A 21,265-nucleotide genomic window follows, 5' to 3' on the forward strand; every position below is an offset into this window, starting at 1 on the left:
TCACGCGGGGTTGGACGGGCGCGGCCCGGGCCAGGCGGCGGGCCAATCGGCGCTATGGTCCAGGTCCACCAGGCAGCCCGGGTCGTTCACTTCGACGAGGCGGGTGTCGGATTGCAGGATCAGGTGGCGCGCTCCCTGGTCGCCGCTCAGGGACGACAGGTCCGTTTCGAAGTGCCGGGCGAAGGCTACCGGGTGCCCGCGCCGGCCTTGGTACACCGGGGCGGCGACTGCGGCGCCCTTGCGCAGGGCTGCCGCCACCGCTCGGCTGGTGTCCGGGTGGATGAAGGGCATGTCGGCCAGGGCCACCACCCACCCCAGGGGGTCGAAGGCCAGGCTGCGGCGGATGCCGGTGGACAGGCTGTCTCCCAGGCCCGGCTCCGGATCGGTGGCCACCGGCACCAGGGCGATGCCTTCATGGCCGAGCAGCACCGAGGCCGGCGAGCCGGGGCGCACCACCGCTAGCACCAGGTCGCAGGCGGTCCGCAGGGACTGGGCCGCCGCCAAGGCCACGGGGGTGCCGCGGTCGGCGTGGGGCAGGTTGTAGGGCAGGGGTTCGAGAAGTTTTTCTGCACCATAGCGGCGGGAATAGCCGGCGGCGAGCAGGATGCCGATTATCGGCCGGAGGGGCGTGCGCACCGTGGTGCGGCGGGGGCGCTCGTGGCTCGTAATGGGCGGGGCCATGCTGACTACCTCATGAACGTAGGCCGCAAAGGGCGGTGGGATAGGGGGCCGGTGCCATGTCGGCGCCTTCGGCGGGGGCGGTTCCGGCGCTTTGTTCCGGGGTGCCCCGGGCGGTGGCCACAAGGTCGGCGGCGATGGCCACGGCGATCTCGGCCGGGGTTCGGCTGTTAATGGGCAGGCCGATGGGGCCGTGTAGCCGCGACAGTTCGGCTTCGCTGAAGGCGAAGTGCTCCATCAGCCGGGCCCGGCGCAGAGCCTGGCTGCGTTTCGAGCCCAGGGCGCCGACGTAGAAGGCTGGCGAGCGCAGGGCTTCAAGCAAAGCCAGGTCGTCGAGCTTGAGATCGTGGGACAGGGCGACGATGGCGCTGCGCGGGTCGGGGCAGAAGGCCTGCACCACGTCGTCCGGCATGTCGGCCAGGGGAACGGTGCCGGCGATGCCAGGGGCGCCGCCGGCCTGCAATTCGGCCCAGGCGACACGGGCCTCGGGGCGCGGGTCGCACAGGGTTATCCGGTAGCCGAGCAGGGCGGCCATGGGCACCAGGGCGGCGCTGATCTGGTTGGCCCCCACCACCAGCAACCGGTGGCGCGGGCCGTAGGTGGCGGAAAAACCGTCGGGCCAGGCGAAAAAGTCGGCAGCGGTGCCTGGGGCCGGGGTGTCGTCAAGCAGGGGCGGCGTGCCCAGGCGCACGGTGCGCCGCACCAGCCGGCCGGCGGCGAGGCGTTGGCGCCACTCGGCCAGGTGGGCCTGCGGCACCGCCGGCTCCAGGGCGATGGACAGGCGGCCGCCGCAAGGCAGCCCCCAGCGCACCGCATCGGCCTGGTCCACGCCGTAGTGGCGCAGGGCCGGACGGGCGATCTGGCCGGCCCGGATGGCCTCGGCCAGGTCGTCCTCGACGCAGCCGCCGGACACCGAGCCAACCTGGACGCCGTCGCCGCGGAAGAAGGCCACCGACCCCACTGGCCGGGGGGCGGTGCCGAAGGTGGCCACCACCGTGGCCACGGTGACGGCCTCGCCCTGGGACGCCCAGCGGACGGCGGTTTCCAGGGCGGCCTCGTCAGGATCGAGGAGGGGCGCGGGGTTCATGGGGTGATCCTTGGAAACCCGCGTCAGGCCTTGATCAGCGGCAGGTCGGTGGTCCAGGTGCCGGTCATGCTGGCCAGGGCGTTGGCCACCGCCGGGGCGATCACCGGGGTGCCCGGTTCGCCGACCCCGGTGGGGGCGCCGGCCGAGGGCACGATGTGCACGTCGATGTGGGGCATCTCGTCGATGCGCAGCACCCGGTAGGCGTCGAAGTTGCGCTCCCGCACCGCTCCCTTGTCCACGTGGATGGCGCCGTACAGGGCGCCCGACAGGCCGTAGCCGATGCCGCCTTCCATCTGGGCCCGGACCACGTCCGGGTTGATCGCCAGGCCGCACTCCACGGCACAGGTCACCTTGTCCACGGTAAAGCTGCCGTCGCCGCGCCGGGTGACTTCGGCCACCTGGGCCACCATGGTGTTGAAGGATTCGTGCACCGCCACGCCCCGGGCGCGCTGCTCGCCGGCCTTGCCCGGGGCCAGGGGCGTGCCCCAGCCGGCCTGTTTGGCGGCCAGTTCCAGGGCTGCCAGGTGGCGCGGGTGGCCGGCCAGCAGGGCGCGGCGACCGGCCACCGGGTCGGTGTCGGCTTCGCGGAACAGGCGGTCGAGGAAGGTTTCGGTGGAATAGGCGGTGTGGGTGGCGCCGACCGAGCGCCACCACTGCACCGGCACCGGCTGGGTGGGGGAGTGCAGATCCACGGTGAGGTTGGGGATGCGGTAGGGCAGGTTGGCGGCCCCTTCCACCGAGGTGCCGTCGATGCCGTTCTTGACCAGGGCGCCCTCGAAAGCGGTGCCGGCGATGATCGACTGGCCGACGATGCGGTGCTGCCAGGCGACGATCTGGCCTGCCTTGTCCAGGCCCGCCACCAGCTTGTGTACGTAGAGCGGCCGGTACCAGCCGGCGCTGGTGTCGTCCTCCCGCGTCCATACCAGCTTCACCGGCAACCGCTTGCCCTGGTCGGCCAGGCCCTTGGCGATGTGGGTGGCTTCCAGCAGGTAGTCGGAGTGGGGGTTGGCGCGGCGGCCGAAGCTGCCGCCGGCAAACAGCATGTGCAGGGTGACCTTTTCCGGCGGCAGGCCCACGGCCTTGCCCAGGGTGATCTGGTCCACGGTCTGGAACTGCTCGCCGTTCCAGATTTCCAGGGCGTCCCCGGTGAAGTGGGCCACCCCGTTCATCGGCTCCATGGCGGCGTGGGCCAGGTAGGGGAAGGTGTAGGTGGCTTCCAGCACCTTGGCCGCATTGCCCAGGGCCTGGGCGCTGTTGCCGTCGTTGCGCGCCACCAGGCCGGGCTTCTGCGCCAGCTGGCGGTAGTCAGCGATGATCGAGTCGCTGCCGCCGGCGAAGGCGCCGGTTTCGTCCCACTGCACCTGGAGCTTTTCCCGGCCCTGGCGGGCCGACCAGAAGTTCTTGGCCACCACGGCCACGCCGGAGGGGATTTGCACCACCGCCACCACGCCCTTCACCGCCAGGGCCGGGGCCGCGTCGTAGCGGGCGACCTTGGCGCCGAAGCGGGGCGGGTGGGCGACCACGGCGGTGAGCATGCCGGGCAGCTTGAGGTCCTGGGTGTAGATGGCGCTGCCGTTGGTTTTGGCGGCGGAGTCGGTGCGGCCGACCTTCTTGCCGATCAGGACGAAGTCCTTGGGGTCTTTCAGGACCACCGTTTCGGGTACCGCCTCCTTGGCGGCGGTGTCGGCCAGTTCGCCGAAGCTGGCCTGGTGGCCGCTGGCGGCGTGGCGCAGCACGCCTTCCTTGACCGTGATCTCGCCGGCCGGCACGTTCCAGCGCTTGGCTGCGGCGGACACCAGCATGGCCCGGGCGGTGGCGCCGGCCTTGCGCATCTGCTCGAAGGAATTGGCCATGGCGGTGCTGCCGCCGGTGCCCTGGGTGGGGCCCCAGAACAGGTTGTTGTAGCGTTTGGCATCCGCCGGGGCCCCCTCGACCTTGATCTGGCTCCAGGCGGCGTCCAGTTCCTCGGCCACCAGGGTGGGCAGGCCGGTGAAGGTGCCCTGGCCCATTTCCAGGTGCTTGACCACCACGGTCACGGTGTTGTCCGGGGCGATGCGCACGAAGGCGTTGGGGGTGAGGGTGGCGCCAGCAGCGGTCTTCTTGTCGGCGGCCAGGGCCGGGGGCAGACCCATCCACACGGCCAGGGCCAGCCCGCCGCTGGCCTTGATGAAGGTGCGCCGGCCGGCGCTGGCCGGGGCGTTGGCGTCGTCGGCCGGGAGGGCGGGGGAGGCGTCATCCACAGCCAGGGTGATCTTGGCGTCCATGGAGCCTCCTTACGCCTTGGCGGCGGAAAGATCGCGGGCCGCTTCGTGAATCGCGGCCCGGATGCGGTGGTAGGTGGCGCAGCGGCAGACGTTGCCGGCCATGGCGGTGTCAATGTCGGCGTCGGTGGGCGATGGGTTGTCGGCCAGCAGCGCCACGGCGGACATGATCTGGCCGGACTGGCAGTAGCCGCACTGGACCACGTCGAGGCGGTTCCAGGCGCCCTGCACCGCCTTGGCGGCCCGGGCGCGGCGGTCCTTGGCGGGCATGGCCGAGGCCGGGGCGGAGACGCCCTCGATGGTGGTGACGGCCTTGCCGGCCACGGCGGAGACGGGCAACTGGCAGGAACGCACCGGGGCGCCGTCGAGATGGACGGTACAGGCGCCGCACTGGCCGATGCCGCAGCCGAATTTGGTGCCGGTGAGGTTGGCGTGGTCGCGGATGGCCCACAAGAGGGGCATGTCGGCGGGCACGTCGAGGCGGACGCGCTTGCCGTTGAGGGTGAACTGAATCATGGCGTCTCCAGGCGAAACCAGGGGAACCGAGGGAATCGGAGGCTGGGGCGCGGCCCGTCTCTGCCCGGTGACAAGCGGCGTGGGAATCCTGAATCCTGAATGCCGAACGCTGGGCTGGGTGCAGGATGCGGGGACGGGCGGCCGGGTAAAAACCGAAGTAAGACCCCGGACGCCGTCCGGGCGTTCCGTGAAATTTGTTACGGTTCGGCGGACGGAATGGACGGGGGTGTGGCAATGCGTTTCACCAATCCCCTTTTGAGGCGCGGCCGACGAAAACCGTTGGTTTGGCCGGCCGCTCAGGCCCGGTCGGCGGCCTCGGCGGCGGCGCGGATGGCCGCCGCCAGGGCGGGCAGGCCGAGGCGGATGGCGGCAGGGCCCGGGGCCAGGATGTCGGCGGACTTGACCTCGGCCAGCTGGCCCCGGGCCAGGGCCGGGATGGCGTCCCAGCCCGGGCGGGCCCGGACCTTCTCGGGGCGGAAGTGCTTGCCGCACCAGGAGCCGACGATCAGGTCCGGGGCGCGGCGCACCACCTCGTCCGGGTCGGCGATGATGCGCTCCCGGGCCCCGGGCTTGGCCGCCAGTTCGGCGAAGATGTCCTCGCCGCCGGCGATGGCGATGAATTCCGACACCCAGCGGATGCCCGAGATCATGGGTTCATCCCACTCCTCGAAATACACCCGGGGGCGGCAGGGCAGGGCGGTGGCTTCCCGGCGCACCGCCTCGACCCGGGCCGCCAGGTCGTCGGCCAGGGCGTGGGCGCGTTCCGCCGCGCCCACCAGCCGGCCCACGGTTTCGACCATGGCCAGGATGCCGGCCACGTCGCGCTGGTTGAACAGATGCACCTCGATGCCGGCCTTGACCAGTTCGGCGCAAATGCCCGCCTGGAGGTCGGAGAAGGCCAGCACCAGGTCCGGGCGCACCTCCAGAATCTTGTCCGCCTTGGCCGAGGAAAAACCGCTCACCTTGGGCTTTTCCTTGCGCGCCCGGGGCGGGTAGACGGTGAAGCCGGAAATGCCGGCGATGCGCTCTTCCTCCCCCAGGTCGTAGAGCACCTCGACGGTTTCGGTGGACAGGCAGACGATGCGTTGCGGCAGACGGGGCATGGCGGCGGAAAGCGGAACGGGGAACAAGGGGGCATCATAAAAAGAATCGGGGCGCCGGGAAAACCGTTGCCGGTCTTCCGGGCGCCCCGGGGGCATGGCGTGGCGCGCTTAGACGGCGGCCAGGGCCTGCTCCAGGTCGGCGATCAGGTCGTCAATGTGCTCGATGCCGATGGACAGGCGCACGGTGTCGACGGTGACGCCGGCCTTGGCCAGCTCTTCGGGGTTGAGCTGGCGGTGGGTGGTGGAGGCCGGGTGGCAGGCCAGGGACTTGGCGTCGCCGATGTTCACCAGGCGGGTGAACAGTTGCAGCGCATCCTGGAACTTGGTGCCGCCGACGATGCCGCCCTCGACGCCGAAGGTGAGGATGCCGGAGGGCTTGCCGCCCATGTACTTCTTGGCCAGGGCGTGGTCCGGATGGTTTTCCAGGCCGGCGTAGTTCACCCACTTCACTTTCTTGTGACTTTGCAGGTATTTGGCCACGGCGATGGTGTTGTCGGTGATGCGCTCCATGCGCAGGGCGGCGGTTTCGATGCCCTGGAGGATGAGGAAGGCGTTGAACGGGCTGATGGCCGCGCCCATGTTGCGCAGGGGCACCACCCGGGCGCGGCCGATGAAGGCGGCGGGGCCCAGGGCTTCGGTGTAGACCACGCCGTGGTAGGAGACGTCGGGCTCGTTGAGGCGCTTGAAGCGTTCCTTGTGCTCGGCCCAAGGGAACTTGCCGCTATCGACGATGATGCCGCCGATGGAGTTGCCGTGGCCGCCCAGGTACTTGGTCAGGGAGTGCACCACGATGTCGGCGCCGAATTCGATGGGGCGCAGCAGGAAGGGCGAGGGCACCGTGTTGTCCACGATCAGCGGAATGCCGTGGCGGTGGGCGATCTCGGCCAGCTTCTCGATGTCGGTGATGTTGCCCAGGGGGTTGCCGATGGTTTCGGCGTAGAGGGCCTTGGTCTTGCCGTCGATCAGCTTTTCGAAGGAAGAGGGATCGCGGTAGTCGGCGAAGCGCACCTGGATACCCAGTTGGGGCAGGGTGTGGGCGAACAGGTTGTAGGTGCCGCCGTACAGGGTGGCCGCCGAGACGATGTTGTCGCCGGCTTCGGCGATGGTCTGGATGGCGTAGGTGATGGCGGCCTGGCCGGAAGCCAGGGCCAGGCCGGCGATGCCGCCTTCCAGGGCCGCGACGCGCTTTTCCAGCACGTCCTGGGTGGGGTTCATGATGCGGGTGTAGATGTTGCCCGCCACCTTCAGGTCGAACAGGTCGGCCCCGTGCTGGGTGCTGTCGAAGGCGTAGGAGGTGGTCTGGTAGATGGGCACCGCCGCCGCCTTGGTGGTCGGGTCGGGCGAATAGCCGGCGTGGACGGCCAGGGTTTCGAGCTTCATGCAGCTTCCTTTGGCTGGGACGGAGCGCTTGAGGCGCCCCTCGGTCGGGTTGTTATCGCTCGCTGCCGGACCGGTTGGGTCCGGAGAGTGGGGCGAGTTTAGCACCGCGGAATTTCCCGCTTATACGGAATGGGAATACGCAAAGAAGACGCGCAAAGAAGGCGTGCCACCAACGTATGGGGAAGGTGCAACAAAGCCCCGCTGCCGCCGCGCCGGGTGCGAGGCTCGGCGCGGCGGAATCTAATGTGGGCCAGCGGGGGGCTTGCCGGGGCGGTCAGGCCACCCGGCGGCGCGCCCATGCCCAGGCGGCGAAGCCGAGCACGCTCACCGCCAGCCCGGTGGCCACCACGCCGGTCCAGCCGGCATGGCTGTAGGCGGTGGCGGAGGCGAGGGAGCCGGCGGCGGCGCCGATGAAGTTGCTGGTCATGTAGCCGGCGGTGATGCGGTTGCGGGCCTCGGGGCGGATCTTGTAGATGGCGCCCTGGTTGCTCACGTGGACGCCCTGCACTGCCAGGTCCAGGGCCAGGATGCCGACGATGAAGGCCGTCAGGGACTGGCCGGCGAAAGCCAGGGGCAGCCAGGAAAGCAGCAGCAGGGCCAGGCCGATGCCGGTGGTGGCCTCGCCCTTGCCGTGGTCGGCCAGCCGGCCGACGGCGGAGGCGGCCAGGGCGCCGATGGCCCCGGCCAGGCCGAACAGGCCGATGGTGCCTTCGGAAAAGCGGAAGGGCGGGGCAGCGAGCAGGAAGGCCATGGAGGTCCACAGCACGCTGAAGTTGGCGAAGGTCAGGGCCCCGAGCACGGCCCGCACCCGCAGCACCCGCTCTTCCTTGAACAGGGTGGCGATGGAAAGCAGCAACCGGGGGTAGGGCAGGCCGGCGGTTTCGTGGTGGCGGGGCAGGGCGCGGTAGAGGATGGCAGCCATGGCCACCATGGCCATGGCGCCGACCCAGTACACAGTGCGCCAACTGCCCAGGGCGGCCAGGGAGCCGGCCACGGTGCGGGCGAGCAGGATGCCGAGCAAGAGGCCGCTCATCACCGTGCCCACGGTCTTGCCGCGCTTGTCCGGAGTGGCCAGGGTGGCGGCAAAGGGCACCAGCAGTTGGGCCACCACCGAGAGCAGGCCGGTCAGGGCCGTGCCCAGCAGCACCACGCCAAAATGGGGGGCGAAGGCGGTGGTGAGCAGGCCTGCGGCGCACAGCAGGGTCATGGTGACGATCAGCCCACGGCGCTCGAACAGATCCCCCAGGGGCACGATCAGGAGCAGGCCCAGGGCGTAGCCGAGCTGGGCGGTGGTGACGATGAAACCGGCCTGGGTAGCGCTCAGGCCCAACTCGTCGGCCATGGTCGGCAGCAGGGGCTGGGGGTAGTAGTTGCTTGCCACGGCCAGGCCGGTGGCCATGGCCATGATCAGGACCAGCAGGGGGGAAAGAGGGGCAATGGGGGTAAGGGGCGCGGTGCCCGGCCGGGCAGCGGTGGAGGCGGTCGTCATGGTCGGTTGGGGTTGGGGCGCGAAGCCTGGGCGGGACGCCCGGCCGTGCGTTGTATTGTGATTGTTCGCGCAGTATCGGCCAGGGCGTTCAATCACGCCAATGCATTGTTTTCATCGGATTGATGATGAAATAAGATCAATCCATGAACCTGCGCCAACTCACTTACGCCGTCGCCGTGGCCGAGGAAGAGAACTTCACCCGGGCCGCCGAACGCTGCCATACCGTGCAATCGGCCCTCAGCCACCAGGTGGCCCGGCTGGAGTCCGAACTGGGGGTCCAACTGTTCGAGCGCACCTCGCGGCGTGTGCGCCTCACCCCTGCCGGGCGCACTTTTCTCATCCATGCCCGTCAGGTGCTGGACGCCACCCGCCGCCTCGAAGACGAAGTCGCCGCCAGTAGCGGCGTGATCCGCGGCACCCTGAGCATCGGCACCATCTCCACCCTGACCGGGGTGGATCTGGTGGAACTGCTGGCCGAGTACCAGGGCCTGCACCCCCAGGTGGACGTACAGATCCGCATGGGCATGAGCGACCGGATGCTCGACGAGCTGCGCGAGCAGAGCACCGACGTGGCCTTTCTCGGCCTGTGGCCCGGGGAAGACGTGGCGGGGGTGGAAGCCCGTCTGCTCTGCGACGAGAGGCTGATGGCGGTGCTGCCCCTGGGGCATCCCCTGGCCGCCGCCGAGGCGCTCACTCTGGCCCAGTTGGCCGCCTATCCTCTGGTGGATTTCCACGGCGGCACTGGCCCGCGCCGCCAGACCGACGAGGCCTTCGCCGCAGCCGGGGTGCAGCGCCGGGTGCAATACGAGGTCAGTCATGTGGACCTGATCAAGGCCATCGCCCGCCGGGGCCTGGCCCTGGGCCTGGTGCCTGCTGCTTCGGCGGTCGAGTTCCGCGATCAGGGGCTTGCCGTGGTGCGGGTCCGGGACGCTCCCCGCCGCCGGGTCTATTTCGCCTGGGGCCGCCACCCGACCCCGGCAGCCGCCGCCTTTCAGGCCCTGGTCCTCGCCAGATTAGATGCCATCGCTCCGGTCGCCGATCCGGTGGACGGGTGACCTGACCCAGTTGTGCGCTGTGGTACGGGTGCAGAATCGACGGGGGAACTACCCTTTAGCCGGCCGGATTGCTTGGCTGTCTTGGGGGAGTGGAGAATTCATTGTCATGTGAAATAGTTGCTCAAGCCGATGGCGTGATGACAGTTTTTGCCAGCTTTCTGGGCGGGTGTTTGGCTAGAATCCCGAGTGCTAGAAGGCCTTCTTCCGCTTGAGAATATGGTTGCCAAGAGGGATAAGTAACGCAAGGCCGTTGCGTTGTTGTGCGCTTCGATGTTCTTGGCTGGGACAGAAAATCTGACTAGAAGCCAGGGGAGTAGCGGTGCATGCTTGGCTGAAAGCCTGTGTATGGGTCTGCTGAATCAAAATTTTACGGGTGGGGACTCTTAATGAACAATGTGGTTCGTTTCAAATACGGGGTGTTGGCCGTTGCCATGGCACAATGTTTCAGTGCGCCGGTTCAAGCCCAAGTTACCAGTACTTATATGGTAACTTCAGGATTGTCGAGCATACAGCAGATGGGGCTGAATACATCTTTATCTTAGTGATGGTACATCTGCTGCTCTTAGCTCGGGCACCAATAATTTTTATTTTAGCGGTGTATCCATAGTGCCGACAGTTACTGGGGTTTACACCCTTGGACAAACCAGTGCGCCTACCGATACCGTGATGCTGATTTATAACGGCACTTTCAACAAGAATGCGCCAACTGCACCGAATGCTTTTAATGATGATGGCAGCGGTGGAACAATTGGCTCCGCATCGGTGGGGAGTTGCGGTGGGCCGAGCTATTGCCCCAAGATCGTTGGTTATTCAATGACGGCTGGGGTCAAGTATTATTTGATCGTTTCCACCTATAATGCGGGTGACGCCAGCTTGCAATTGCCGCTTGGCTTTGCCGTCGATGGTCCTGGATATTTGAATTTTTATACCATTTCAGCAGTGACCGGGCAGTTTGTTCCCAATTCAACGACCAGAACCGGCGGTGTGGCGTCTGTCCTGGATTCCCTGAATGGTGGTGCCGGCAATATGGCGCCGGCGATTGCCGCGCTTTCCGCGCTTTCGCCTGCCCAGCAGACGGGGGCGCTCGAGAAACTTACGCCTTCGACTTCCCGCGGCGCCCAGATCGCAGCCCAAAATAGCCTCTTCTCGGCCTTCGGCCAGATCGGCCAGCGCCTGGATGGCCTGCGCCTGGCGGGGGGCGAATTCAATGCCCGCTCCCTGGCCGCCGATGGCAGCGTGAGCATGGGCCTTTCCTCCGGCGATGGCGTTGCCAAGCAGGGGTTCTGGCTGAAGACGTATGGCCTGGAAAGCACCCAGGGGCAAAAGGATGGTTTCGCCGGCTATAAGGGTAGCGGGTGGGGCGTCGCGGCGGGCCTGGATCGTCAGTTCGCCCCCGGCCTGATCGGCGGTGTGGCGCTGAGTTATTCCGACACCTCGATTTCCTACCGCAATCAACTGGATGGCAACAGCAGCGGCGCCAAGAGCACCCAGCTGTCGCTGTACGGCACGAAGACCATCGGCAGCGCCTACGTCGATGCGGTCATTGCCTACGCTCAGCAAAAGAACAGCAGCAGCCGCGATACGGTCGTCAGTGGCATTGCCCGGGGGAACTTCAACGGCGATCAATGGGGTGCCCGCCTGGGCGTCGGCCTGCCGGTCGCCCTGGGACGCGATCTTTCTATCGTTCCCCAGGCCCGGATCGAGTGGTCCCGTGTGCACCAGAAGTCTTACACCGAAACCGGCAGCGATCTGGCGCTGAACGTCGGTTCCTCTTCGGCCGAACGGCTGCGTAGCAGCCTGGGGGCCCAGTTGAATTACGACACCCTGGTGGCCGACGTCAAAGTCCAGCCGTTCGTGCGGGCCTTCTGGAACTACGACTTCAAGAACAACGGCGTGGATTCCGTGGCCAGCTTTGTCGGCGGTGGCGCATCGTTCGTCACCCCCGGGCAAAAGCTCGATCGCAATACCTACTCGGTGGGCGCCGGTGCGAATCTCTTCACCAAGGGTAATTTCACGGCCACCGTCGGCTATGACTTCACCAGCGGTGATTCCTATCGCGCCCACGTGGCCCAGGCGAGCACCCGTTGGGCGTTCTGACGGAGTTGTCGTTTGCCTGATGTGCAAAAGCCCGGCAGTTTTCTGCCGGGCTTTTTTTTTCTGCTTCGAATCGTCGAATTGCGTGCTTTAGTACGTGATGGAACGTCGCGGCTGCGTTTTCCAAATGCGGCGCACTACTTGGCTACCGTCAGCAGCCCGAGGAAGTTCCACCAGGTCAGGGCGAAGAGCAGCAGCATGGCGTAGCCGATGGCGGTGATCCATAGGCCGAACTTGGTGAACTGCTTGCTGGTGAAGGTTTCGGTGCCCAGGCAGACCATGTTTTGCGGTGCGTTCACCGGCAGGATGAAGCCGAAGCTGACGACGAAGCCGAGCAGCATGGTCATGCCGCCCACGTTGATGTCGCCGCCCAGGCGTTGCAACACGGCGATCAGGATGGGAATCATGGCCGAGGTCAGGGCCGTGGCGCTGGCGAAGCCCAGGTGGATGAGGATCAGGAAGGCCGACAGGGCGGCGAACACGCCGAAGGGGCTGAGGGTTTCCAGGTGCAGGTTGCGCACGGCGATGTCGGCCAGCCAGATGGCCGCCTTGGTGTCGAGCAGGGCGGTACCCAGGCTGATGCCCACGCCGAACACCACCAGGGTGCCCCAGGGCACCTTGGTCTGCACTTCCTTCCAGGTCATCACGCCGATGCCGGGCAGGAGCATCAGGGACAGGCCGACGATGGTGGTGGAGGTGGTGTCGAAGTCGTGCAGTTCCTTCTCGGTGGTCCAGAAGCACAGCAGGCCGAGGGCGATCAGCAGCACCCGCCATTCCTTACCGCTCATGGGGCCCAGTTCGGAGAGGGCCTTCTTCATCGCCTCGCGGCCGCCCTGGATGCGTTCGGTCTCGGGCGGGAACAGGCGGCGGGCGATCACGTAGAGGGCCACCGACATCAGCACGCTCCACGGCGCGCCGGCCAGCAGCCAGTCCATCCAGCTCGGCGCATCGCCCAGGGATTTGCGCATGAAGCCGATGGTCAGCACGTTCTGGGCGGCGGAGGTGAGGATGCCCACGTTCCACACGCTGGTGGCCTGGGCGATCATCATCATGATCGAGGCGGCGAACACCGAGCGCTTGTCCACGCCGAAGGCGGTGATGATGCCGGCCATGATCGGCACCACGCAGGCGGTACGCGCCGTGGCCGAGGGCACGATGAACGAGAGCAGGATGGTGACGACGATGGCCCCGAGCAGGATGCGCCGGGCACCGGTGCCGATGGTGGACAGGGTGCGCAGGGCGATGCGCTTGTCGAGGCCGCTGGCGGTCATGGCCACCGAGATGAACAGGGCGGCGCCCACCAGGGCCAGGGCGGTGTTGGAAAACCCGGCCAGGGCCATCTGCAGGCCGCCGTTGGTGCCCAACACCACGTCCGGGTTCTTGGGGCTGGGTGCGGTGCCGAGCATGAAGGCCATCAGGGCCACGATCAGTACCGAGGACACGGCGTAGTCCAGGGCTTCGGTGAGCCAGACGATCACCGCGAAGGCCAGGACGGCGAGCATGCGCTGGCCGGCGACCGACAGGCCGGCCGGCTCGGGCATGAACAGAATGGCGGCGGCTGCGACGGCGCCTACGAGCACGCCCCAGGGAATGGCCGGGGCCTTGGCGGCGCCTGGTGTCGGGGAAACGGTGGCGGTCATGTTGTTCTCCTTGTCGCGTGGGGATTCCCGCAAGCGCGGGCCGGAACGGGAGCGCGGCGCCGGGCCGGTACGTTCGATCCGGCGGCGGGTGCATGCCAAAGTGATTGTGGCGGAATTCGGACTCCGCCGGGTTGCGGAATCCTTGACACCGTTTCCGGCGCTGCCTTTCCTGTGGGCCCTGCGTTGGTGCGGGATCAGGAAAGTATACGGTGCGTAATTATTTGTTGCCTTGAATGTGGCGTGGATGCCTGTTGTACGTCAACAACAGTCACTGGCTACCACATTGCGTAATAGCGTTTCGGGGAAAAGAACTCCATCCCCGGACGGCACCGGCAGCCATCGATACGCGCGATGGGCCACTGGACTAGTTTTCCAGCCCCTTGAACATCTCCGGGTTGAGCAGGTCGTGCAGGGGCACCTGCAAGGCATCGGCCAGCAGGCCCATGTTGTCGATGGAGATGTTGCGTTCGGCGCGTTCCACCTCGGACACGTAGGTACGGCTCAAGCCCGCCTGGAGGGCCAAGGCCTCCTGCGACAAATCCTTGAGACGGCGAACGCGCCGCAGGTTTTGGGCGAAAACCTTGCGTGCGGTTTGCGATTTGGATGCATTTCCCATAGGGCGAAGCATCCATTTCATTCAAGTAACTATCTACCAGCTATAAGCAGATAAATTATCACTATGAGTGACAATATGATGCCTTTAAGATAAATTCAGTCCTTCTATCGTTGTAGATAGACACAAAGCCTGACAGTTGAAAGTCGGGCCAAGAACAAGGGGTTCGCCCCGGCGGCGCGGCCATGCCCCGCGCCGCAAAACGGCCTCCGCCGGCCAGCGTCACGCTCCGGCGCCGGAGGCGGCCGCCGTGGCTGGGGTACGCAGCCCAGGTGGGCAGTTTCCCCAGGGATTCATTTCATGAGCGCCACCGACAAACCGGCCGACGTCTCCGCCATGGCGGGAGACGACCCGGGCCTTGCCAACGAACGCAGGATCTTCCAGGGCATCGTCCTGGTGATCGGCCTGGCCGTGGCCGTCGCCCTGGGCTCGGTGCTGGGTATCACCCAGCTGCGGGAGGACGGGCTGTGGGTGGCCCGGGCCCAGGAAGCGAGCGAGGCCCTGGACGAGGTACTGGTGACGGTCACCGAGGCCGAGGCGGCGAGCCGGGGCTACGCCCTGAGCGGCGACGCGGCCTATCTCAAGCTCCACGGCGAGACGGCGCTGGCGATCGGCCCCGCCCTTTTGCGCCTGGGCCGCTTGATCGACGACGACGCCGTGCAATTGCAGCGCTTCGACCGCTTGTCCAACCTGGTGGAGCGGCGCCTGGGCGTTATCCGCCTGCTCATCGAGACCCGCCGCCGCGATGGCGTGGAGGCGGCCCGGACCGTGGTGGCCGGGGGGGAGGGCAAGCGCTTGCAGGACGATATCCGCGCCCTGGCCGGCGAGATGCGGGCGCGGGAGAAGGGGCTGCTCCAGCAGCGCTTGGTCCAATCCGAGCGTAGCGCCCGCATGGCCCTGGTGGCGGTGGCTCTGGGCAGCCTGCTCGCCATCGGCATCGCTGCGATGGCCAATTACCTGATCCGGCGCGATTTTTCCGGCAGTCGCCGGGCCCACGCGGCGCTGCGCGAGGCCAATGCCTTGCTCGACCGGCGGGTCGCCGAGCGCACGGCGGAACTGCAACGGGCCAACGACCGCTTGCAACTTGCCGACGCGGTGTTCCGCAACACCCAGGAAAGCATCGTCATCACCGACCCGGAAACCCGCGTCGTGGCGGTCAACCCGGCCTTCAGCATGGTGACCGAATACCCGGCCGATGAGGTGATCGGCCAGTCCGTGCGCCTACTGCGTTCCGGCTGGCACGACGAATCGTTCTACCAGCAGCTGTGGGCCAGCCTGGACGCCACCGGCAACTGGCAGGGCGAGATCTGGAGCCGCCGGCGCGGCGGCGACATCTACCAGGAATGGTTGAGCATCAGTACGGTCCACGACGCCCAGGGCAAGCTGACCCACTACATCGGCGTCGGGGTGGACCTGAGCCGCATGAACCACGCCAAGACCCTGCTCGAACATCTGGCCCACCACGACGCCCTGACCGGCCTGCCCAACCGGCTGCTGCTCCATTCCCGGCTCGAACACTCCATCGAGCGGGCCCGCCGCGACAAGACCCTGTGCGCGGTCCTGTTCATCGACCTGGACCGCTTCAAGGAGGTCAACGACAGCTTGGGCCACGCCGCCGGCGACGAATTGCTCAAGCTGGCCGCCGAACGCATGCAGTTACGTCTGCGCGACGTGGACACCCTGGGCCGTCTGGGGGGCGACGAATTCGTCGTGGTGCTGGAGCGGGTGGGCAGCGAGGAGGGCGCGGCGGAGGTGGCCGGCGCCCTGGTCGAACAACTCAGTTCCCCGTTCCTGCTCTCCAGCGGGCGCCAGGTCCGCATCGGCGCCAGCGTCGGCATCAGCCTCTTTCCCCGGGACGCGGAGCGCTGGGACGAGTTGCTCGACCGGGCCGACGTGGCCCTCTATTCCGCCAAGAACGGCGGCCGGGGCCGCTGGTGCTTCGCCGCCCCGGACCGGAGTCCTTTCGCGCCCTTTACCGCCGACCCGGCCTCCCTGCCGGCGGCCGGCGTTCGGGTCAGCCCCGGTTGAGCAGGGTGAAGACCTGGGTGGCGGCGGCCAGGTAGAGGGGCACGCCCACCACCACGTTGAAGGGGAAGGTGATGCCCAGGGCCAGGCCGATGGACAGGGCCGGGTTGGCTTCGGGCACGGCGATGCGCATGGCGGCGGGGGCGGCAATGTAGGAGGCGCTGGCCGCCAGGGTCATCAGCATGACGCAGCCCCCCAGGGAAAGGCCGGCCACGGCGCCCAGGGCCAGGCCCACGCCAGCGGCGAGCAGGGGAAAGAGCATGCCGAAGGCGAGCAGGAAGGCGCCGGACTTGCGTACTTCCGCCACCCGGCTGGCGGCCACCAGCCCCATTTCCAGCAGGAACAGGCACAGGGCGCCCTTGAACAGGTTGAAGAAGAACGGGGCAAGGGGCTCGGTGCCCGCCGGGCCGGCGATCCAGCCGATGGCCAGGCCGCCGATGAGCAGCAGTACGCTTTTGCCGGCGAACACTTCCCGCAGCAGGTGGGCGTCGAACAGGGAGCGGCCGCCCCGGGCGTTGGCCAGCAGCACCCCGGTAATCACCCCCGGGGCCTCCAGCAGCACCACGAACAGGGGCAGGTAGGCCTCGAATTCCACGTCCCGGGCCGCCAGGAAGCTGCTGGCCACGGCGTAGGTCACCACCGACACCGACCCGTAGTGCCCGGCGATCGCCGCCGCGTCGGGCCGGCCGAAGCGCCGGCGCAGCAGCGGGTAGGCCAGCAGGGGCAGCAAAAGGCCCAGGCTCAGGGCCGCCAGGGCCTGGGGCAAGATGGTCAGCACGTCCTGCCGGGCGAGTTCCACCCCGCCCTTGAGGCCGATGGTCAGCAGCAGGAAGACCGAGAGGGTTTCATGGACCGCCGCCGGAATTTTCAGGTCCGAGGCGGAGAAGCGGGCGATCACGCCCAGAAGGAAGAAGAGAGGTATGGCATCCATGGGGGGCGATTCTAGGGGCCCCGCTTTTTGGTCGCTTGCGAATTAAATTGTGTTTTATATAGATAAAAATCTATGTATTTGACCGACGCATTATGGCTGGCGGGATCTGGCCGCCGGGCAGGCAAGTGCGTGCGGACGGTTGCGGTGGGCGGGGGCGAACGGCTGCGCAAAGGGGCCGCTCAGGCCGTGGCGTCGAAGGCTCGGTGGTAGGCGACATTGCCTTGCGGGCGGCTGTCGCCGAAGGCAAGGGCTAGGAAATACTCCGTGGGAACGTCGGGAAGCACCAGGCCAGCCATGGGGAGAAAACCGAAGCGTTGGTAATAGGCCGGGTCGCCGAGCAGCACGCAGCCGGCGGCCGAGCACTGGCACAGGCACCGCATGGCGGCGTCCATGAGGGGGCTGCCGATGCCTTGGCCTTGAACGGCGGGTGCTACGGAGAGGGGGCCAAGCCCGAACCAGCTTGGGGCTACCATCGGCGATGGCGACGGGGGAGACGGCTACATGCCCGACAAGCTTGCCGTCGATTTCTGCAACAAAGGAAAAGGTCAACGCACCCGATGCGCACAGGGCTCGGACGATGAACTGTTCCGTATGGCTGCCATGCGGCGTAGCCGCGAAGGCGGCGACGGTGACATTCTCGATGGCTTGGGTGTCGCCGGGGGCTCTTCGGGGCGGATGCACGGGCGCATTCGCTCAGCCTCATCCATTTTTCACTCCCCGCCCTGATCCCGCTCATTGCGCCAGCGCCGGCCGGGTAGGAGGAAGCGGGCCGGGTCCAGGGCGTCGGCCAGGTCGGCCTCCAATGGCAGGGGGTCGCCGGCCATGCGCGAGGCCAGCAGCTCGCCGGCGTGGGCCGACCAGACCAGGCCCCGGGCGCCGAAACCGTTGAGCAGCCACAGCCCGGGCAGGCGCGGGATGGCGGCGAGGGACTGGCCCGGTGCGGCTTCCGCCGCCGGCAGGGCGCCGACCATGGGCAGCCGGTCCGGCGACACCGGGCGAAAGCCGACCCGGCCTTCCAGGGTGTCCGGGTCCAGGGGCGGTTCGGCCTGGGCGGTCAGGCCGGGCAGGATGAAATCGAGCTTTTGCAGGTTTTCCCGGTGCTCGGCGGGGCGCAGGGCCGGGTCCGTGTCCCCGGCGATGAAGCTGGCGCCGCACACCCGGTAGCCGTCCACCACCGGGGTGACGTAGCCGAGGCGGCACACCACCACCTTGGGAGCGGGCAGGGCGGCCGCCGGGATCACCGTGGTCTGGCCCCGGGCCGGGCGCAGGGGCAGCCAGGGCGCCGGGTAGAGCGCCTTGGCCGCGGCGGCGTTGGCCAGCACCAGATGGGGCGCCCGGCCGAGCAGGGTGCCGTCTTCGGCATGGGCCTCCCATTCGCCGTCGCGGTGGGCGATGGACGCCACGGCCTGTCCGAAGCGGGTGCGGATGCGCTCGGGAAAGCGGGCCAGGTTGGCGCGGCACAGCGATGGGGGCACGCCCCAGCCGCCACCGGGAAAGAACCAGCCGCCGGCAGCGGTGGGCCAGCCGGCAATGGCCGCGGCTTCGTCCTGGCCGACATAGCGCAGGTAGTCGGCGGGGGGCTGGTGCAGCTCCACCACCTTGCGCTGGGTGGCCTCGTGCACCGGGTCCCGGCCCAGGTGCAGCACGCCGCTGGCGCCCCACTGGACGGGCAATCCTTGGGCGCTGAGGGCCTGTAGGTGGTGCCGGGTATAGAGGAAGGCGGCCCGGGTGAGGCGGGCCAGCCGGTTGTCGTCCACCGCCGGCAGGGGGCGCAGTACGCCGATGCGGTTGCCCGAGGCACCGGCCCCCGGGCCGACGGCGTCGATCACTTCCACCTGCCAGCCTCGGGCGGCCAGCCGCTCGGCTACCGAGGTGCCGGCGAAGCCGGCGCCGATGACGAGGGCGCGGCGGTCGTCAGGGCCTGCGCCGCTGGTTTCTGCCGGGGCCGGATCATTGTCCCGGGCCGTCCGCTCGCCCACCAGCCGTTCGCGCTTGGTGCCGAAGCCCGGCACCTTGTCGACGCAGAAACCGGCCCGGGCCAGGCCCTCGCGCACGGCGCCGGCCACCGACCAGGTGGCGATGCGCGCCCCGGGGGCGGCCAGCCGGGCCAGGGGGTAAAACACCTGGGGCGACCACAACTCCGGGTTCTTGGCCGGGGAAAAGCCGTCCAGGTAGATGGCATCCACCCGGGCCTGGAGTTGGGGCAGGGTCGCGAGGGCGTCGCCGAACAGCAGGGTCAGGGTGACCCGGTCGCCGTCGGCGCCGGAGCCCAGGTGCAGGCGGTGGGTGCCCGGCAGCAGGTCGGGCCATGCGCGGCGCAGCTCGTCGGCTAGGGGCTCCAGTTCCGGCCAGGCCCGGTGCAGCACCGCCAGGTCGGCGGCGGAGAAGGGGTGCTTCTCGGTGGAGACGAAGTGCAGCTCCCGGGAACGGGCCAGGTCGGCGCGCCAGGCGGCCCAGGTGGCGAGGAAGTTGAGCCCCAGGCCGAAGCCGGTCTCCAGGATGGTGAAGCGCTCCCGCCCTTGCCAGCGCTCCGGCAGGCCGCAGCCGGCCATGAACACCTGGCGGGCCTGCTCCAGCCCGCCGGCGGCAGTGTGGTAGACGTCGCCGTAATCCGTGGAGCGGGGCGTGCCGTCCGGGGCGAAGTCGAGGCGGGCCGGCTGGATCGGGGTGAAGGGGTGGGCGGCGGACATGGGCAGGAGCGGAGAGGGCCGAATGGACAACGGCCCGCGGTCAGGCGGGCCGTTGCAGCACGGTGGCAAGGCTTGAGCGGGCTCAGTCCTTGCGCATGTGCGGGAAGAGGATTACGTCGCGGATTGCCGGGCTGTCGGTGAGCAGCATCACCAAGCGGTCGATGCCGATGCCGCAGCCGCCGGTGGGGGGCAGGCCGTATTCCAGGGCGCGGATGTAGTCGGCGTCGTAGAACATGGCTTCCTCGTCGCCGGCGTCCTTGGCCTTGGCCTGGGCGAGGAAGCGCTCGGCCTGGTCTTCCGGATCGTTCAGCTCGGAGAAGCCGTTGGCGATCTCGCGGCCGACGATGAACAGCTCGAAGCGTTCGGTGATCTCCGGGTCGGAATCGCTCTTGCGCGCCAGGGGCGACACTTCCACCGGGTAGTCGATGATGAAGGTCGGCTCCCACAGCTGGGCTTCGGCGGTTTCTTCGAAGAACATCAGTTGCAGGGCACCCAGGCCCATGTCGCCGCGGGGGTCCGCCTTCATTTCGCGCAGCTTGTGGCGCAGCCAGGCGGCGTCGGTCAGCTGGGCCTCGGTGTACTCGGGGCAGTGCTTCATCACGGCCTGGACGATGGTCAGGCGGTGGAAGGGCTTGGACAGGTCGAGCACCCGGCCCTGGTATTCGAACACCTCGGTGCCCAGGGCGTCCCGGGCGGCGTGGCGCAGCAGGCCTTCGGTGAAGTCCATGAGGGTGCGGTAGTCCGCGTAGGCCTCGTAGAACTCCATCATGGTGAATTCGGGGTTGTGCCGGGGCGAGACGCCTTCGTTGCGGAAGTTGCGGTTAACTTCGAAGACCTTCTCGAAGCCGCCCACCACCAGGCGCTTGAGATAAAGCTCGGGAGCGATGCGCAGGAACATTTCCATGTCCAGCGCGTTGTGGTGGGTGACGAAGGGCTTGGCCGAGGCGCCGCCGGGGATGGGGTGCATCATCGGCGTTTCGACTTCGAGGAAGCCGGCGTGGACCATGTAGTTGCGGATGGATTGAATCATCCGGCTGCGGGCGAGGAAGGTGAAGCGGGAATCCTCGTTGGTGATCAGGTCCAGGTAGCGCTGGCGGTAGCGCTGCTCGATGTCGGTCAGGCCGTGGAACTTCTCGGGCAGGGGGCGCAGACACTTGGAGAGCAGCTTGACCTCGCTGGCCTTGACGGTCAGCTCGTTGGTCTTGGTGCGGAACAGGGTGCCGGTGACGCCGACGATGTCGCCGATGTCCCAGTGCTTGAAGTCGGTGTAGGTGTCCTCGCCCACGGCGTCCTTGGCCACGTAGACCTGGATGCGGCCGGACAGATCCTGCAAGGAGATGAAGGACGCCTTGCCCATGATCCGCTTGAGCATGACCCGGCCCGCCACTTTCACTTCGACGGGCGTGGCTTCCAGGGTTTCGCCGTCTTTCTCGCCATAGACCTCGAGCAGCTTGCCGGCGGTGTTCTCACGCTTGAAGTCGTTCGGGTAGGCGGTGCCGGATTCGCGCCATTTGCCAAGCTTGGCGCGGCGTTCGGCGATGATGTGGTTTTCGTCCTGGGGCAGCTCGTTGTTTTGCGGTTGGGCAGCGTCGGTCATGGTGGTCTTTCGTGCGAAGCCTGGGGAAGCTCCGGGGTCGTGCGGTTTGCGCGTGGCGCGTTGCAATGCGTCATTTTCGCACATCGCGCCTGTGCTGACGCGGGCG

At 67.8% G+C, this 21,265-nt stretch carries 17 protein-coding genes; 4 read left to right on the top strand and 13 right to left on the bottom strand.

Annotated elements, in window-relative coordinates; genetic code table 11:
* From LWW89_RS05745 to LWW89_RS05775, 7 genes are all read right to left on the bottom strand, one after another.
* Positions 1-681, bottom strand: coding sequence for a nucleotidyltransferase family protein (locus LWW89_RS05745; RefSeq protein WP_293262528.1), 681 nt, complete (start codon positions 679-681; stop codon positions 1-3).
* Between the two features lie 10 nt (positions 682-691).
* The gene (locus LWW89_RS05750) at positions 692-1,765 is read right to left on the bottom strand and encodes an XdhC/CoxI family protein (RefSeq protein WP_293262531.1); all 1,074 of its coding nucleotides are present in this window, start codon (positions 1,763-1,765) and stop codon (positions 692-694) included.
* 23 nt (positions 1,766-1,788) lie between these two features.
* Positions 1,789-4,029, bottom strand: a complete 2,241-nt coding sequence (locus LWW89_RS05755; protein WP_293262534.1) for a xanthine dehydrogenase family protein molybdopterin-binding subunit — start codon at positions 4,027-4,029, stop codon at positions 1,789-1,791.
* A gap of 9 nt (positions 4,030-4,038) precedes the next feature.
* Entirely contained in the window at positions 4,039-4,542 is a 504-nt protein-coding gene (locus LWW89_RS05760) for a (2Fe-2S)-binding protein (RefSeq protein WP_293262537.1), read from the bottom strand.
* A gap of 296 nt (positions 4,543-4,838) precedes the next feature.
* Positions 4,839-5,645 (bottom strand): ABC transporter substrate-binding protein, encoded by an 807-nt coding sequence (locus tag LWW89_RS05765; RefSeq protein WP_293262540.1) that lies wholly within the window; start codon positions 5,643-5,645, stop codon positions 4,839-4,841.
* Between the two features lie 108 nt (positions 5,646-5,753).
* Positions 5,754-7,025 (bottom strand): aminotransferase class I/II-fold pyridoxal phosphate-dependent enzyme, encoded by a 1,272-nt coding sequence (locus LWW89_RS05770; protein ID WP_293262543.1) that lies wholly within the window; start codon positions 7,023-7,025, stop codon positions 5,754-5,756.
* A gap of 274 nt (positions 7,026-7,299) precedes the next feature.
* A complete protein-coding gene (locus LWW89_RS05775; protein WP_293262546.1) occupies positions 7,300-8,514 on the bottom strand; it encodes an MFS transporter in 1,215 nt (404 codons plus the stop codon).
* A 143-nt stretch (positions 8,515-8,657) separates the two neighbouring features.
* Here LWW89_RS05775 and LWW89_RS05780 point away from each other — a divergent pair, with 143 nt between their 5' ends.
* Both LWW89_RS05780 and LWW89_RS05785 read left to right on the top strand, forming a co-directional pair.
* Entirely contained in the window at positions 8,658-9,569 is a 912-nt protein-coding gene (locus LWW89_RS05780) for a LysR substrate-binding domain-containing protein (protein ID WP_293262549.1), read from the top strand.
* Positions 9,570-10,235: 666 nt separating this feature from the next.
* On the top strand, positions 10,236-11,666 hold the full coding sequence (locus LWW89_RS05785) for an autotransporter outer membrane beta-barrel domain-containing protein (RefSeq protein WP_293262552.1): 1,431 nt from the start codon (positions 10,236-10,238) through the stop codon (positions 11,664-11,666).
* A gap of 134 nt (positions 11,667-11,800) precedes the next feature.
* Here the strand turns inward: LWW89_RS05785 and LWW89_RS05790 are convergent, their stop codons facing one another.
* Both LWW89_RS05790 and LWW89_RS05795 read right to left on the bottom strand, forming a co-directional pair.
* On the bottom strand, positions 11,801-13,303 hold the full coding sequence (locus LWW89_RS05790) for a DASS family sodium-coupled anion symporter (protein WP_293262555.1): 1,503 nt from the start codon (positions 13,301-13,303) through the stop codon (positions 11,801-11,803).
* Positions 13,304-13,667: 364 nt separating this feature from the next.
* Complete coding sequence (locus LWW89_RS05795; RefSeq protein ID WP_334158843.1) at positions 13,668-13,940, bottom strand: helix-turn-helix transcriptional regulator; 273 nt, start codon at positions 13,938-13,940, stop codon at positions 13,668-13,670.
* A 276-nt stretch (positions 13,941-14,216) separates the two neighbouring features.
* Here LWW89_RS05795 and LWW89_RS05800 point away from each other — a divergent pair, with 276 nt between their 5' ends.
* Positions 14,217-15,944: a diguanylate cyclase gene (locus LWW89_RS05800; protein ID WP_293262561.1), complete on the top strand. Its 1,728-nt coding sequence runs from the start codon at positions 14,217-14,219 to the stop codon at positions 15,942-15,944.
* Here the strand turns inward: LWW89_RS05800 and LWW89_RS05805 are convergent.
* Together LWW89_RS05805 and LWW89_RS05810 are read right to left on the bottom strand one after the other, a co-directional pair.
* Positions 15,931-16,872, bottom strand: coding sequence for a sodium-dependent bicarbonate transport family permease (locus tag LWW89_RS05805; protein ID WP_293262564.1), 942 nt, complete (start codon positions 16,870-16,872; stop codon positions 15,931-15,933). The genes LWW89_RS05800 and LWW89_RS05805 overlap by 14 nt on opposite strands.
* 179 nt (positions 16,873-17,051) lie before the next feature.
* On the bottom strand, positions 17,052-17,252 hold the full coding sequence (locus tag LWW89_RS05810) for a hypothetical protein (RefSeq protein WP_293262567.1): 201 nt from the start codon (positions 17,250-17,252) through the stop codon (positions 17,052-17,054).
* A gap of 121 nt (positions 17,253-17,373) precedes the next feature.
* Here LWW89_RS05810 and LWW89_RS05815 point away from each other — a divergent pair, with 121 nt between their 5' ends.
* The gene (locus tag LWW89_RS05815; RefSeq protein WP_293262570.1) at positions 17,374-17,598 is read left to right on the top strand and encodes a hypothetical protein; all 225 of its coding nucleotides are present in this window, start codon (positions 17,374-17,376) and stop codon (positions 17,596-17,598) included.
* Here LWW89_RS05815 and mnmC read toward each other — a convergent pair.
* On the bottom strand, positions 17,583-19,562 hold the full coding sequence (mnmC, locus tag LWW89_RS05820) for a bifunctional tRNA (5-methylaminomethyl-2-thiouridine)(34)-methyltransferase MnmD/FAD-dependent 5-carboxymethylaminomethyl-2-thiouridine(34) oxidoreductase MnmC (protein ID WP_293262573.1): 1,980 nt from the start codon (positions 19,560-19,562) through the stop codon (positions 17,583-17,585). The genes LWW89_RS05815 and mnmC overlap by 16 nt on opposite strands.
* An 82-nt stretch (positions 19,563-19,644) precedes the next feature.
* Positions 19,645-21,159, bottom strand: coding sequence for a lysine--tRNA ligase (gene lysS, locus LWW89_RS05825; RefSeq protein WP_293262576.1), 1,515 nt, complete (start codon positions 21,157-21,159; stop codon positions 19,645-19,647).
* Positions 21,160-21,265 lie beyond the last annotated feature (106 nt).

Origin of the sequence: Oryzomicrobium sp. (genome assembly GCF_021287045.1) — a bacterium.
Lineage (GTDB): Bacteria > Pseudomonadota > Gammaproteobacteria > Burkholderiales > Rhodocyclaceae > Oryzomicrobium.

What these genes read in the sequence shown, in the direction of transcription:
- LWW89_RS05745 (WP_293262528.1), bottom strand. Translation starts at nt 681, where the DNA reads ATGGCCCCGCCCATTACGAGCCACGAGCGCCCCCGCCGCACCACGGTG.
- LWW89_RS05750 (WP_293262531.1), bottom strand. Translation starts at nt 1,765, where the DNA reads ATGAACCCCGCGCCCCTCCTCGATCCTGACGAGGCCGCCCTGGAAACC.
- LWW89_RS05755 (WP_293262534.1), bottom strand. Translation starts at nt 4,029, where the DNA reads ATGGACGCCAAGATCACCCTGGCTGTGGATGACGCCTCCCCCGCCCTC.
- LWW89_RS05760 (WP_293262537.1), bottom strand. Translation starts at nt 4,542, where the DNA reads ATGATTCAGTTCACCCTCAACGGCAAGCGCGTCCGCCTCGACGTGCCC.
- LWW89_RS05765 (WP_293262540.1), bottom strand. Translation starts at nt 5,645, where the DNA reads ATGCCCCGTCTGCCGCAACGCATCGTCTGCCTGTCCACCGAAACCGTC.
- LWW89_RS05770 (WP_293262543.1), bottom strand. Translation starts at nt 7,025, where the DNA reads ATGAAGCTCGAAACCCTGGCCGTCCACGCCGGCTATTCGCCCGACCCG.
- LWW89_RS05775 (WP_293262546.1), bottom strand. Translation starts at nt 8,514, where the DNA reads ATGACGACCGCCTCCACCGCTGCCCGGCCGGGCACCGCGCCCCTTACC.
- LWW89_RS05780 (WP_293262549.1), top strand. Translation starts at nt 8,658, where the DNA reads ATGAACCTGCGCCAACTCACTTACGCCGTCGCCGTGGCCGAGGAAGAG.
- LWW89_RS05785 (WP_293262552.1), top strand. Translation starts at nt 10,236, where the DNA reads ATGCTGATTTATAACGGCACTTTCAACAAGAATGCGCCAACTGCACCG.
- LWW89_RS05790 (WP_293262555.1), bottom strand. Translation starts at nt 13,303, where the DNA reads ATGACCGCCACCGTTTCCCCGACACCAGGCGCCGCCAAGGCCCCGGCC.
- LWW89_RS05795 (WP_334158843.1), bottom strand. Translation starts at nt 13,940, where the DNA reads ATGAAATGGATGCTTCGCCCTATGGGAAATGCATCCAAATCGCAAACC.
- LWW89_RS05800 (WP_293262561.1), top strand. Translation starts at nt 14,217, where the DNA reads ATGAGCGCCACCGACAAACCGGCCGACGTCTCCGCCATGGCGGGAGAC.
- LWW89_RS05805 (WP_293262564.1), bottom strand. Translation starts at nt 16,872, where the DNA reads ATGGATGCCATACCTCTCTTCTTCCTTCTGGGCGTGATCGCCCGCTTC.
- LWW89_RS05810 (WP_293262567.1), bottom strand. Translation starts at nt 17,252, where the DNA reads ATGCGGTGCCTGTGCCAGTGCTCGGCCGCCGGCTGCGTGCTGCTCGGC.
- LWW89_RS05815 (WP_293262570.1), top strand. Translation starts at nt 17,374, where the DNA reads ATGCCCGACAAGCTTGCCGTCGATTTCTGCAACAAAGGAAAAGGTCAA.
- mnmC (WP_293262573.1), bottom strand. Translation starts at nt 19,562, where the DNA reads ATGTCCGCCGCCCACCCCTTCACCCCGATCCAGCCGGCCCGCCTCGAC.
- lysS (WP_293262576.1), bottom strand. Translation starts at nt 21,159, where the DNA reads ATGACCGACGCTGCCCAACCGCAAAACAACGAGCTGCCCCAGGACGAA.